This is a genomic window from Pseudomonas sp. PDM27 (assembly GCF_019219205.1).
GTDB lineage: Bacteria > Pseudomonadota > Gammaproteobacteria > Pseudomonadales > Pseudomonadaceae > Aquipseudomonas > Aquipseudomonas laurylsulfatiphila.
In genome coordinates this window covers 173,460-185,321 of sequence record NZ_JAHUWF010000012.1, presented here as the reverse complement: position 1 = coordinate 185,321, position 11,862 = coordinate 173,460, and the positions used below count along the sequence as shown (strand labels likewise).

Below are 11,862 nucleotides of genomic sequence, written 5' to 3'. Positions count from 1 at the left end.
AAGAGAGTATGCAATGTCCTTGGATGTAATTGGCATGTTAGCGCTCGTCGCTTTTTGCGCCGGTTTTTTTGATGCGATTGCCGGTGGGGGTGGTTTGATCACCTTGCCTGCATTGTTTCTGGCAGGTGTAGATCCGATCAGTGCAATTGCAACGAACAAGTTCCAGGCCGCTTCGGCAACTGTTTCGGCAACGGTGACCTTTGCTCGCAAAGGATTGATCGAGTGGCGCGAAGGCCGTTTCCTGGTTATTTGCGGATTTATTGGTGGCGCTAGTGGTGCCTTGCTGGTCAGCTCTATTGATAAGCACTACCTGGAAGTTTGCGTGCCTATCATGCTGATTCTGGTAGCGATCTATTTTGCGCTATCTCCGAAGCTGGCCAATGAAGATCGACGCAAGAGAATTGGTGTACTGCTGTTTTCGTTTACCGTGGCACCTATCCTGGGCTTTTACGACGGTATATTTGGCCCCGGCGTGGGCTCTTTCTTTATTGTCGGATTTGTACTGCTCTGCGGCTTGGGCATGATGCGGGCCATGAGTTTTACCAAGCTTGCCAACGCCTCTTGCAACCTCGGCTCTCTGTCGGTCTTTATCACCAAAGGTGTGATTATCTGGCCGGTAGCCATAGCCATGGCTTTGGCGGCCTTCATCGGCGCTCAATTGGGTGCACGGGCCGCCGTCCGGGTCGGACCACGGCTGATCAAACCCATGTTGATCGTGGTCTGCTGCGCCTTGGCCATCAAGCTGCTGAGCGTAGAAACCAACCCCTTACGCGTTGCACTCATCCAAGCGTATGCGGGCGTTAATAACGATAAACCCTGAGTCGCAGGACTCAGGGCCTAGAGCGTCTCGTCAACTCGCATCATTCCAGTGGAAAACCAGGTTACGGGCTGCACCACTGCCAACATCGGCAACGTCCTGCCGGGTTTCGCCGTTGCGCGTCGCAATGACCGTGTATTTACCGGCAGGCAGCTTCACGTAAACCAACGGACCGGCGTTATTGAGTGTCAGCACGGTTTGCCCCGGGGCTTTCTGAATGACCACGCTCACGTCAGGAATGTATTCATTTTCCGTCCCGACAGAGAACGTCATGTGCAGGTTATAGCCGGTGGTCTGCTGGATGGCCCTGGACTCATCCTCGCCGATACCGCCGGACAGGTAAGCGATGCCGTTTTGCTCCTGGCGCTGCACCTGCACGCCAGTGCTGTCGATTGGATCAAGGCTGGCGGCGGGCGACATCGATGGAAACATCAGCACGCCGACGGCGGTGAGTGGCAACAGGAGTGAATGGAGGTACTTCATGATGACGACTCCCGGGTTCTGGAGAACCCAATCGTTACATTCTTTGGATTTCCAGTCGCAGGGCGGGGTTTTAGATTGATTTGGCCTGAGTACGAAACGTACTACGCCATTTGCTCCTCAGCCCTCGCCTGCCCTCCGACACGTCCTGCCAACGAGTCGGGTATTTCCTGCCTGTTTCTCAGTCACTCCCGGCAGCTTCGAAGGGTGCTCACTTGTCATTCTCTTTCGCTGTCCAATCTGCTGCGGAAAACCTCATGACAGCCCTCACACCCGACGACACTCACGATCCCTATCTGGCTTCACTGCTGGGCAGCCTTGGCAAATCGATCCATCAGGCACGTCAGAAGGTGCTTCGGGCGGTCGATACCGTTCAGGTGCAAACCTGCTGGCAGATTGGTCGACACATCGTTGAGTTCGAACAGAATGGCGCGCGACGCACGAGGTACGGCAAAGAGTTATTGCCGACCCTGGCCAAAGGGCTGACTGCGGAATTCGGAAAGGGATTTGACGCTTCCAACCTTCGGTACATGCACCTGTTCTATCAAGCCTTTCCAATTCGCGACGCACTGCGTCTCGAATTGAGCTGGACCCACTACCGCCGCCTGCTTCGGGTCGACAACGACAGTGCCCGTCTCTGGTACATGAACGAATCAGCCACCCAAAACTGGTCAAGCCGCGCCCTGGAACGCCAGATCAATACGCTGTACTACGAACGCCTGCTGGCGAGCCGCGATCGCGGCAGTGTCAAGCAGGAGGCCGCCACCAACATTCAAAACATGAAGGCCAGCCCTCGGGATTTCATCCGTGATCCGGTGGTCCTGGAGTTTCTGGGGTTACCCGATGCCGGCAAGCTTCAGGAAAGCGAGATCGAACAGGCGTTGATCGAACAGCTGCAAGGCTTCTTGCTGGAGCTGGGCAAGGGCTTCGCGTACATAGCCCGCCAGCAACGCATCAGTACCGACAGCAAAGACTTCTACATCGACCTGGTGTTCTACAACTACTTGCTCAAGTGCTTCGTCATCTTCGATATCAAGCGCGGTGAACTGACCCATCAGGATGTGGGGCAGATGGACATGTACGTGCGCATGTACGACGACCTGAAACGCGGCGTGGAAGACGGCCCCACTGTCGGCATCATTCTCTGTGCGCAAAAGGATGAATCCGTGGTGCGTTATTCGGTGCTTGAAGGAAACGAACAACTGTTCGCCAGCAAGTACAAGCTCGTCCTGCCGAGTGAAGAGGAACTCCGTAACGAACTGGATCGGGAACGGGCGGCTCTTGAAGAACGACTGCTCGATCAATCACTGCGTTGAGGCCAATGGATTGTTCATCAACGCCATCAAGACTATCGTTGGCAGCTACCCGCAAAGGTCCGACGCCGATGAATTTGCAGGACACGCCTTCACTCGCTCCAACTCAAATCGAGTTGCCATTGCAATGCGCCGCGTCCGGCGAACCATTCAAGGAAACCGCTGCAGACGGCTTCGTCCTCGGTGGCTTCACCTGGCGACACGCTTCTCGGGATGCCGCTCGTCCGATCGTGATCATCAACGCCGCCACCTCGGTTCGTTGTCGTCATTACTCGCGCTTCGCCGACTACCTGTTCGATCATGGCTTCGATGTCATCACCTATGACTACCGCGGCATCGGCGAGTCGCGGCCGGCATCGCTCAAAGGCCTGAAGGCTTCATGGACCGATTGGGGAGCGCTGGATTTCGAGGCGATGCTCAAGCGCGCACAACGTGAGTTCCCCGGGCAGCCTATCGATGTGGTCGGCCACAGCTTTGGCGGCTGCGCAGCGGGCCTTGGAGCGTCCGGGCGCCTGATCCGGCGCCTGGTGACGGTCGGTGCGCAATTCGCCTACTGGCGCGACTATGCACCCGCCCATCGCTGGCGGATGTTTGCCAAGTGGCATGTGCTGATGCCACTGGTGACAGTGATCTACGGCTACTTTCCGGGCAAGCGCCTCGGATGGCTGGAGGACACACCCGCCGGCGTGGTCCGTGACTGGAGCCTGTCCACTGCCCGTTACGAAAAACGCTCCAGCGGCCGCGCGATCGGCACAACAAGCGGGCAACTGCCCTTTGCCGATGTCACCGCACAAACCCTGGCCATCAGCATCAGCGATGATCCTTACGGCACGGTCCCGGCCATCGAGCGCCTGCTCAACTACTTCACCGGCAGTACAAACGCTCACCTGCGTATCCACCCTGAAGACATCGGCGAAGAAGAAGTCGGACATTTCGCCTTTTTTCGCAGCCCATACCAAGCCACACTATGGCCCATTGCATTGGCCTGGCTGCAAAACGGCGAACTGGCCCCCGATACCCCCGGGCGGCGAGTGCCGCGAAGCTAAGTCAATTGCCCTTTCAACGAATACGGAACGACGCCCATGGCCTCCGCCAACAAGCAGCACAAACGCGCCTCTCGCGCCAAGGCCAAGGCCAAGCAGAATCGCACCCAGCGGGCCGCCGCGCCGGTCGAGCTGGACCCGAACGACGATCGCATCGACTTCGAATCGGTGGACCTGACCGAACTGTTCAAGAAAATGATCGACGCCGAAAAGACCAGCCAGCAAGCCATGTGCACGGCCTTCCTCGAAGACCCGTTGCTGGAACTGGTGTACGAGCAGGAAGGCGAAGAAGGCGCGATGGACTTCATCCTCGCCGCGCTGATCGAATATCGCCAATGGTCGGCCGAAACAGACGAAGCCGGCGCCCTGGCGTGGATCGAATCTCCGGCCTTCCAGGCCGACTATGTGGCGGCGTCCGACGCCATTGCCGCGCAAACCCAACAGAAACCGAACTGAGTTCCCATGGCCTCCCTGAACAAGCAACAGAAACGCGCCAAGCGTGCAAAAGCCAAAGCCAAGCAGATCAATATCCACGGCAGGAAACCCGCTGCACTGGACGATGATGAACTCGGCCACCTCGCCGAGCCGATCCCGGAATACACCCTGGCAATGTTCAGCAAAATGCGTGACGCCGAAGCCGTCAGCCGCAGCGAAATGCTCTCGGTCCTGCTGACGAACCTCGCCTTTATCATCGTTGACCACCCAGAACTGCTGGACATGGAAAACGCCGACGACGAAGGCATGGCCGCCACCCACCTGGCCGCCGACATGCTGATCGACTACCGCATGTGGGCCGACGGCATGGACCGCGACGCCGCCCAGGCATGGCTGAGCGAGCCACAGTTCATTACTGACTTCGGCACTGCGCTGGACGCCTACCGCGAGTCGCAGGAAACGCCGGAAGAAAAAGCCGAGTAAGGGTTACGGCACAAACAAAAACGGCCGATCGTCATCACATACAGCGGCCGTTTTTTTGCTCTGAATTGGGCGTTTTCCTTCCGTCAGGCGCCACGTATATCCCATTGACATATCCAACACAAAACCTATCCTTTGGACTCAAAGCACCAGCAACGGCGCAGGAGGTCCAAATGGAAAAGACAACCCTTTTCATGAGCAATCGAAGTCAGGCCGTTCGCCTGCCAAAAGCCGTGGCCATGCCAAGCGACGTGAAACGGGTCGACGTCGTCGCCGTCGGCAGAGCCCGCATCATCACGCCCGCGGGTGAAACCTGGGACAGTTGGTTCGATGGTGAAAGCGTCACTGCAGACTTCATGACCGATCGCGAGCAACCTGCCGAGCAGGAGCGTGAGTCGTTCTGATGATCAAGTACATGCTCGATACCAACATCTGCATCTTCACCATCAAGAACAAACCACAGGCGGTACGGGAGGCATTCAACCGTCATCACGACCAACTGTGCATCAGCGCGATAACGCTGATGGAACTGATCTACGGAGCGGAAAAGTCAGCAGCCCCCGAAAAAAACCTGGCGGTCATCGAAGGCTTCGCTGCCCGACTTGAAGTCCTGCCCTTCGACAACGAAGCAGCAGCGCACACCGGAATGATCCGATCCGAACTGGCAAAGGCCGGCACCCCCATAGGCCCGTACGACCAAATGATTGCCGGGCACGCACGCTCACGCGGGTTTATCGTGGTCACCAACAACCTGCGGGAGTTCGAGCGCGTTCCAGGGTTACGTGTAGAAGACTGGGTTCATGTCGAATGAACACAGAGCAATCGACAGAAACAAAAACGGCCGCTCGTCATCACTGACAGCGGCCGTTTTGCGTTACGCAGGATGGATCAGTTAAGCACCACCGCGCCACGTTTTTCCAGTTTGCGACGGCGAGCCACCAGCAAGCCGGCCGCCACTACCAGGGCGCTAAGCAAGCCGGTCGCGAGGATTTCCACACGATGGGCATCCTGGAACAGCATGATGGTCAGGGCCGCAACGATGAAGACGATCACCGCGTAGGTCAGGCCCGGGAACAGCCACATGCTGAAGACGATTTTCTCACCACGGGCCATACGCTGCTTGCGCATGCGCAGTTGCGAAATCGCGATCACCAGGTACACCAGCAGCGCGATGGCGCCGGAGCTGGCCAGCAGGAATTCGAACACGGCAGCCGGGGCCACGTAGTTGGCGAATGTTGCCAGGAACGCAGCGCCGGTGGACAACATCACCGCCCAGTAAGGCGTGCCACTTTTGTTGGTGCGCGTGGACATGGCAGGTGCATCACCGCGCTTGCCCAGGGAGAACAGCATACGCGACGAGGTGTAGAGCGCCGAGTTCAGGCAGCTGGTCACTGCAACCAGTACCACGATGTCGACGATGATCTTGGCGTTCGGGATGCCCATGCGTTCAAGCACGGTCTGGTAGGAGCCCAGGCTTGCCAGTACCGGGTCGTTCCATGGCACCAGGGCCACAACGATGAAGATCGACACGAGGTAGAACAAGCCGATCCGCCAGATCACCGAGTTGGTGGCCTTGGAGATTTGCTTGCCAGGGTTTTTCGATTCCGCGGCCGCGATGGTCACGATCTCGGTGCCCATGAAGGAGAACATGGTGGTCAGGATCGCGCCCAGTACCGCGCCCATGCCGTTTGGCAGGAAGCCTTGGGTGTCGAACAGATGCGAAACGCCGCTGACCTGGCTGTTCGGCAGGAAGCCGAAGATCGCCGCTACGCCGAGAATGATGAAACCGATGATGGCCAACACTTTGATCAGGGCGAACCAGAACTCGAATTCACCGTAGTTCTTCACGCTGAACAGGTTGGTCACGGTCAGCAGCATTGTGATGACCAGGGCGAAGGCCCAGATGTCCACACCAGGGAACCAGGCATGCAGGATGGTCGCGGCAGCGTTGGCTTCCAACGGGATCACCAGAACCCAGAACCACCAGTACAACCAGCCGATGGTGAAGCCAGCCCAGTGACCGATCGCGCGGTCGGCGTAAGTCGAAAACGAACCGGTGTCCGGCGAGGCAACGGCCATTTCGCCGAGCATGCGCATCACCAGCACCACCAACATGCCGGCGGCGGCGTAAGCCAACAGAACAGCCGGACCTGCAGCGGCGATGGCGTGACCCGAGCCGACGAACAAGCCGGCGCCGATAACCCCGGCAATCGACAGCATGGTCACATGACGCGGTTTGAGCCCCTGTTCGAGGCCGTTAGAGCTTTGGGTACTGCTCATTGAAACTACCTTTGTAAGGAAAAGCGAATGCGTGCATCCCGTTCAGCGATCCTTCTCGTAAAAAGAAGCCAACGGGGCGTTCTGGATTCTGCACGCAATAATTGCGCCAAAATGTTTCAAATCCCTCTAGTCCGGTGATCTCGCTTAGACCGGACGGTCATCGCAACCCATTGAATTTAATGGCACTTCGCCAGAACGTTACCCTGCGACCCACTTTGCGGGGCAAATCCGCGCACCGGAAACACACCTGAAAATGGCTCGGCGCACATTAAAAGTGCACAACGGGTGCATTTGGCCGGATAGCGCTTCCAACACCCCGTCAAAGCTGGCAACATCGCGCCTTTTTTTGCGACAGCCACCGCGCTTTTTATCGACAGGCAAGGTTCAAACGGCTGTTCGGTTGTTGATGGGGCGACAGTCTGCTGCGCCGATGCGACAACCTGCCACACGCCAGCCGTTTACTGTCCGTAGCGCTGTTGGCTGCCATTGAAACGCTATGCTAGGTTGGCCGCCTCGCCAGGAAGGCCGCCAACAGCAGGAGCGCAACATATATGAGGAACGCACATGGCTGAGGCCACGCCCGCGCTTGAAATCCGCAACTTGCACAAACGCTACGGTTCGCTGGAGGTGCTCAAAGGCATCTCGCTGACCGCCCGCGACGGCGATGTGATCTCGATCCTGGGTTCCTCCGGCTCCGGCAAGTCCACGTTCCTGCGCTGCATCAACCTGCTGGAGAACCCGCACCAGGGCCAGATCCTGGTCGCCGGCGAAGAACTCAAGCTCAAGACTGCGAAGAACGGCGAGCTGGTGGCCGCCGACGGCAAGCAGATCAATCGCCTGCGCAGCGAAATCGGTTTTGTGTTTCAAAACTTTAACCTGTGGCCGCACATGAGCGTGCTCGACAACATCATCGAAGCCCCGCGTCGCGTGCTCGGCCAGAGCAAGGCCGAAGCCATCGAAGTGGCCGAAGCCCTGCTGGCCAAGGTCGGCATCGCCGACAAGCGCCACGCCTACCCCGCGCAATTGTCCGGCGGCCAGCAACAACGCGCGGCTATCGCCCGCACCCTGGCCATGCAGCCCAAGGTCATCCTGTTCGACGAGCCCACCTCCGCGCTTGACCCGGAAATGGTCCAGGAAGTACTTAATGTCATCCGCGCGCTGGCCGAAGAAGGCCGCACCATGCTGCTCGTGACCCACGAAATGGGCTTCGCCCGTCAGGTCTCCAGCGAAGTGGTGTTCCTCCACCAGGGCCTGGTAGAAGAGCAAGGATCGCCACAGCAGGTGTTTGAAAACCCGCTTTCGGCGCGCTGCAAACAATTCATGTCCAGCAACCGCTAACGGAGCTACCCACATGCAGAACTACAAAAAGGTCTTCCTGGCTGCCGCCGCCACCCTGGCGTTCAGCGCTGGTGCCATGGCCGAAACCCTGAAGATGGGCATCGAAGCGGCCTACCCGCCGTTCAACAATAAAGATGCCAGTGGCAATGTCGTCGGCTTCGACAAAGAGATCGGCGACGCCCTGTGCGCCAAGATGAAAGTCGAGTGCACCGTCGTGACCTCCGACTGGGACGGCATCATCCCGGCCCTGAACGCCAAGAAGTTCGACTTCCTGATCTCCTCGATGTCGATCACCGACGAGCGCAAGCAAGCGGTGGACTTCACCGACCCGTACTACTCCAACAAGCTGCAGTTCATCGCCAAGAAAGACGTCGACTTCAAGACCGACAAGGCCTCGGTCAAAGGCAAGATCATCGGCGCCCAGCGCGCGACCCTGGCCGGTACCTTCCTGGAAGACAACTATGGTGACGACATCACCATCAAGCTCTACGACACCCAGGAAAACGCCTACCTCGACCTGACTTCCGGCCGTCTGGACGGCATCCTGGCCGACAAGTACGTCAACTACGAGTGGCTGAAAAGCGACGCTGGCCGTAGCTACGAGTTCAAGGGCGACCCGGTGGAAGAAAGCGACAAGATCGGCATTGCCGTGCGTAAAAACGATCCGATCCGCGCGAAGCTGAACACCGCGCTGAAAGAAATCGTCGCTGACGGCACCTACAAGAAAATCAACGACAAGTACTTCCCGTTCAGCATCTATTGATTCTGACCTGCCCGACCGGCGCCTGATGGCGCCGGTTCTCGGCCTTGCCTGCCGCGATTTGAAAAGAAATCCATGATTATCGACCTCTACGGATTCGGCCCGGCGCTCGCCGCTGGCGCGCTGATGACTGTGAAACTGGCACTCTCGGCCCTGTGCCTGGGGCTGGTGCTCGGTCTGCTCGGCGCCTTGGCCAAGACTTCCCCGTACAAGCCGCTGCAATGGCTTGGCGGCACTTATTCGACCCTGGTTCGCGGCATCCCGGAATTGCTCTGGGTGCTGCTGATCTACTTCGGCACAGTCAACCTGATGCGTGCCCTGGGCGAGTTCTTCGGCAACCCCGACCTCGAACTCAACGCCTTCGCCGCCGGCGTAATTGCGCTGGGCCTGTGCTTCGGCGCCTACGCCACGGAAGTGTTCCGCGGCGCGATCCTCGCCATCCCCAAAGGCCATCGCGAAGCCGGCGTGGCCCTGGGCCTGTCGAAGTGGCGCATCTTCACCCGGCTGATCATGCCGCAGATGTGGCGCATCGCCCTGCCCGGCCTGGGCAACCTGTTCATGATCCTGATGAAAGACACTGCGCTGGTGTCGGTGATCGGCCTGGAAGAAATCATGCGTCACGCGCAAATCGGCGTGACCGTGTCCAAACAGCCGTTCACCTTCTATATGGTGGCCGCGTTCATGTACCTGAGCCTGACGGTGCTGGCGATGACCGGCATGCACTTCCTGGAAAAGCGCGCCGCCCGCGGCTTCGCGAGGAGCACCCAATGAACTGGGAAGTCATCATCAAGTGGCTGCCGAAACTGGCCCAGGGCGCGACCCTGACCCTGGAATTGGTGGCCATCGCCGTGATCGCCGGTTTGCTGCTGGCCATTCCGCTGGGCATCGCCCGCTCGTCGCGCCTGTGGTGGGTGCGGGCCTTTCCCTACGGCTACATCTTCTTTTTCCGGGGCACGCCGCTGCTGGTTCAGCTGTTCCTGGTCTACTACGGCCTGGCGCAGTTCGACGCGATCCGTAACAGCTCGATGTGGCCCTATCTGCGCGATCCGTTCTGGTGCGCCACGGCGACCATGACCTTGCACACGGCGGCCTATATCGCCGAAATCCTGCGCGGCGCCATTCAGGCAATTCCACCGGGCGAGATCGAAGCGGCGCGAGCACTGGGCATGTCCAAACCCAAGGCGCTGTTCTTCATCATGCTGCCGCGCGCGGCGCGCATCGGCCTGCCGGCCTACAGCAACGAAGTGATCCTGATGCTCAAGGCCAGCGCCCTGGCCAGCACCGTGACCCTGCTGGAACTGACCGGCATGGCCCGCACCATCATTGCCCGGACCTACCTGCCGGTGGAGATCTTCTTCGCCGCGGGCATGTTCTACCTGGTGATGGCTTACGTGCTGGTGCGCGGCTTCAAGCTGCTGGAGCGCTGGTTGCGCGTCGATGCCTGCCAAGGGCGTTGATAGCTGCGTGTTGACGGGCGAGGCCTTGCTCGCCCGCTTCACCGCGCTGGATGCTTTTCTGACAGAGCATCAGGCACTGTGGAAACCTCGGCCATTCACTCATCTGCAGCTTCCCTGGGAAGCGTCCTACCCAACTCTGGCCGAATGGCTACGCGAGCGGTCGCTGGAAGACGCGGAAAGCGCCCACAATCAACCCGCCCTTCTGAATGCGCCGGAACCCTTTGCTTCCTTGGCATCGATGTCCGTTGCCTTGAGTGCTGTGGATGAATTGCCTGCTCACGCACTAGAAGCGGCCGGCCATCGACTGAACGTCGATGTACCGGGGCGCAAATGGCAGCAGATCGAAGCCTTCGCCAGTCGATTGCAGTTTTCCGAAGCACCGAAGCATTGGCTGGACTGGTGCTCGGGCAAGGGACACTTGGGGCGCCGCCTGCTGCAACCGGGGCAACAACTGACTTGCCTGGAATACGACCCGGCACTGGTAACCAGCGGCCAGGCACTCAGCCAGCGTCATCACCTGCATGCGCTGCACATTGAACAGGATGTGCTCGCGGCAAACGCAGCTACTTTACTGAGTGCGCACCACACGCCCGTCGCGCTTCACGCGTGCGGTGATTTGCATGTGCGGCTGATTCAACTCGCCAGCGCCACAGGCTGCAAACAACTCGCCATTGCGCCGTGTTGCTACAACCGGATCAGTCTTGCCAAATACTCGCCGATTTCCTTGGCCGCCCAAGGCACCGGCCTACAGCTTTCCCTCGACGATCTCGCGCTGCCCATGAGCGAAACCGTCACCGCTGGCGCCCGCGTGCGCCGTCAACGCGACACCTCCATGGCCCGACGCCTGGGTTTCGACTTGCTGCAACGGCAACTGCGCGGCATGGACGAGTACCTGGCAACCCCTTCCCTGCCCAGCGCCTGGCTGGACAAACCCTTCGCCGATTACTGCCATCACCTGGCCGCACTCAAAGAGTTATCCACAGTCGGACCGCAAGATTGGCCAGCCCTCGAAGCCGCCGGTTGGCAGCGACTGGCCGAAGTGCGCAACCTTGAACTACTACGTGGACTTTTCCGACGTCCGCTGGAGCTTTGGCTGGTTCTTGACCGGGCACTTTTCCTCGCCGAGCAGGGCTACAGCATCCGCGTCGGCACCTTCTGCAAAACCCCGCTCACGCCGCGTAATTTCCTGCTCCTGGCCGAACGCGCTTAAACACAGCCAGCCTGTGGATAACTCTGTTGATGAAATAATCGTGGATCCAATATCTACGCCTGTTTCAGGGCTAAATCCAAACTGTTCATTTTTTGTACACCCGCATAAAAAATCGAAAAAACAGGCATTTGCGGACAAATGAGAACGGATCCACAAATTCGGCCTAAACCCAGTGCGCCGCCAATGCCATTGTGCATAAGCATTTAACCAAAACGACATAAACGCCTAATCCCGGACCGCAGACAGGGG

General features: G+C 58.9%; 14 protein-coding genes. 12 read left to right on the top strand and 2 right to left on the bottom strand.

Going from position 1 to position 11,862, the window contains the following annotated elements; translation table 11 throughout:
• Positions 1–13: 13 nt before the first annotated feature.
• Entirely contained in the window at positions 14–820 is an 807-nt protein-coding gene (locus KW838_RS23270; protein ID WP_218503713.1) for a TSUP family transporter, read from the top strand.
• A gap of 30 nt (positions 821–850) precedes the next feature.
• Here the strand turns inward: KW838_RS23270 and KW838_RS23265 are convergent, their stop codons facing one another.
• Entirely contained in the window at positions 851–1,300 is a 450-nt protein-coding gene (locus tag KW838_RS23265; RefSeq protein ID WP_102700263.1) for a hypothetical protein, read from the bottom strand.
• Between the two features lie 254 nt (positions 1,301–1,554).
• On the opposite strand from KW838_RS23265, the gene KW838_RS23260 reads away from it, so the two are divergent.
• The 6 genes from KW838_RS23260 to vapC all read left to right on the top strand — a co-directional run bounded on the left by KW838_RS23260 (position 1,555) and on the right by vapC (position 5,379).
• Positions 1,555–2,613 carry a YhcG family protein gene (locus KW838_RS23260; protein ID WP_218503712.1) on the top strand — a complete coding sequence of 353 codons (1,059 nt, stop codon included), beginning with the start codon at positions 1,555–1,557 and terminating at the stop codon, positions 2,611–2,613.
• A gap of 68 nt (positions 2,614–2,681) precedes the next feature.
• Positions 2,682–3,656: an alpha/beta fold hydrolase gene (locus KW838_RS23255; protein WP_218503711.1), complete on the top strand. Its 975-nt coding sequence runs from the start codon at positions 2,682–2,684 to the stop codon at positions 3,654–3,656.
• A 36-nt stretch (positions 3,657–3,692) separates the two neighbouring features.
• A complete protein-coding gene (locus KW838_RS23250) occupies positions 3,693–4,109 on the top strand; it encodes a hypothetical protein (RefSeq protein WP_218503710.1) in 417 nt (138 codons plus the stop codon).
• A gap of 6 nt (positions 4,110–4,115) precedes the next feature.
• The gene (locus KW838_RS23245) at positions 4,116–4,571 is read left to right on the top strand and encodes a hypothetical protein (RefSeq protein WP_102700259.1); all 456 of its coding nucleotides are present in this window, start codon (positions 4,116–4,118) and stop codon (positions 4,569–4,571) included.
• A gap of 170 nt (positions 4,572–4,741) precedes the next feature.
• Positions 4,742–4,972, top strand: a complete 231-nt coding sequence (gene vapB, locus KW838_RS23240; RefSeq protein ID WP_218503709.1) for a type II toxin-antitoxin system VapB family antitoxin — start codon at positions 4,742–4,744, stop codon at positions 4,970–4,972.
• Positions 4,972–5,379 carry a tRNA(fMet)-specific endonuclease VapC gene (gene vapC / locus KW838_RS23235; RefSeq protein WP_218503708.1) on the top strand — a complete coding sequence of 136 codons (408 nt, stop codon included), beginning with the start codon at positions 4,972–4,974 and terminating at the stop codon, positions 5,377–5,379. Before vapB ends, vapC begins: the two co-directional genes overlap by 1 nt.
• A 77-nt stretch (positions 5,380–5,456) precedes the next feature.
• Here the strand turns inward: vapC and gabP are convergent, their stop codons facing one another.
• On the bottom strand, positions 5,457–6,848 hold the full coding sequence (gabP, locus tag KW838_RS23230; protein ID WP_008046522.1) for a GABA permease: 1,392 nt from the start codon (positions 6,846–6,848) through the stop codon (positions 5,457–5,459).
• A 564-nt stretch (positions 6,849–7,412) separates the two neighbouring features.
• Here gabP and KW838_RS23225 point away from each other — a divergent pair.
• The 5 genes from KW838_RS23225 (at position 7,413) to KW838_RS23205 (ending at position 11,613) form a co-directional block, all read left to right on the top strand.
• Positions 7,413–8,186, top strand: a complete 774-nt coding sequence (locus KW838_RS23225; RefSeq protein ID WP_218503707.1) for an ABC transporter ATP-binding protein — start codon at positions 7,413–7,415, stop codon at positions 8,184–8,186.
• Positions 8,187–8,199: 13 nt separating this feature from the next.
• On the top strand, positions 8,200–8,949 hold the full coding sequence (locus KW838_RS23220; protein ID WP_218503706.1) for an ABC transporter substrate-binding protein: 750 nt from the start codon (positions 8,200–8,202) through the stop codon (positions 8,947–8,949).
• A gap of 72 nt (positions 8,950–9,021) precedes the next feature.
• Complete coding sequence (locus tag KW838_RS23215) at positions 9,022–9,717, top strand: ABC transporter permease (RefSeq protein ID WP_015093060.1); 696 nt, start codon at positions 9,022–9,024, stop codon at positions 9,715–9,717.
• On the top strand, positions 9,714–10,403 hold the full coding sequence (locus KW838_RS23210) for an ABC transporter permease (protein ID WP_015093059.1): 690 nt from the start codon (positions 9,714–9,716) through the stop codon (positions 10,401–10,403). Before KW838_RS23215 ends, KW838_RS23210 begins: the two co-directional genes overlap by 4 nt.
• The gene (locus KW838_RS23205; RefSeq protein ID WP_218503705.1) at positions 10,384–11,613 is read left to right on the top strand and encodes a methyltransferase; all 1,230 of its coding nucleotides are present in this window, start codon (positions 10,384–10,386) and stop codon (positions 11,611–11,613) included. Before KW838_RS23210 ends, KW838_RS23205 begins: the two co-directional genes overlap by 20 nt.
• Positions 11,614–11,862 lie beyond the last annotated feature (249 nt).

Bases quoted from the DNA above. Each gene is read 5' to 3' on its own strand.
- vapC (WP_218503708.1), top strand. From the start codon at position 4,972: ATGATCAAGTACATGCTCGATACCAACATCTGCATCTTCACCATCAAG.
- KW838_RS23210 (WP_015093059.1), top strand. From the start codon at position 9,714: ATGAACTGGGAAGTCATCATCAAGTGGCTGCCGAAACTGGCCCAGGGC.
- KW838_RS23260 (WP_218503712.1), top strand. From the start codon at position 1,555: ATGACAGCCCTCACACCCGACGACACTCACGATCCCTATCTGGCTTCA.
- KW838_RS23255 (WP_218503711.1), top strand. From the start codon at position 2,682: ATGAATTTGCAGGACACGCCTTCACTCGCTCCAACTCAAATCGAGTTG.
- KW838_RS23250 (WP_218503710.1), top strand. From the start codon at position 3,693: ATGGCCTCCGCCAACAAGCAGCACAAACGCGCCTCTCGCGCCAAGGCC.
- KW838_RS23265 (WP_102700263.1), bottom strand. From the start codon at position 1,300: ATGAAGTACCTCCATTCACTCCTGTTGCCACTCACCGCCGTCGGCGTG.
- KW838_RS23215 (WP_015093060.1), top strand. From the start codon at position 9,022: ATGATTATCGACCTCTACGGATTCGGCCCGGCGCTCGCCGCTGGCGCG.
- KW838_RS23245 (WP_102700259.1), top strand. From the start codon at position 4,116: ATGGCCTCCCTGAACAAGCAACAGAAACGCGCCAAGCGTGCAAAAGCC.
- KW838_RS23205 (WP_218503705.1), top strand. From the start codon at position 10,384: ATGCCTGCCAAGGGCGTTGATAGCTGCGTGTTGACGGGCGAGGCCTTG.
- KW838_RS23225 (WP_218503707.1), top strand. From the start codon at position 7,413: ATGGCTGAGGCCACGCCCGCGCTTGAAATCCGCAACTTGCACAAACGC.
- KW838_RS23270 (WP_218503713.1), top strand. From the start codon at position 14: ATGTCCTTGGATGTAATTGGCATGTTAGCGCTCGTCGCTTTTTGCGCC.
- vapB (WP_218503709.1), top strand. From the start codon at position 4,742: ATGGAAAAGACAACCCTTTTCATGAGCAATCGAAGTCAGGCCGTTCGC.
- gabP (WP_008046522.1), bottom strand. From the start codon at position 6,848: ATGAGCAGTACCCAAAGCTCTAACGGCCTCGAACAGGGGCTCAAACCG.
- KW838_RS23220 (WP_218503706.1), top strand. From the start codon at position 8,200: ATGCAGAACTACAAAAAGGTCTTCCTGGCTGCCGCCGCCACCCTGGCG.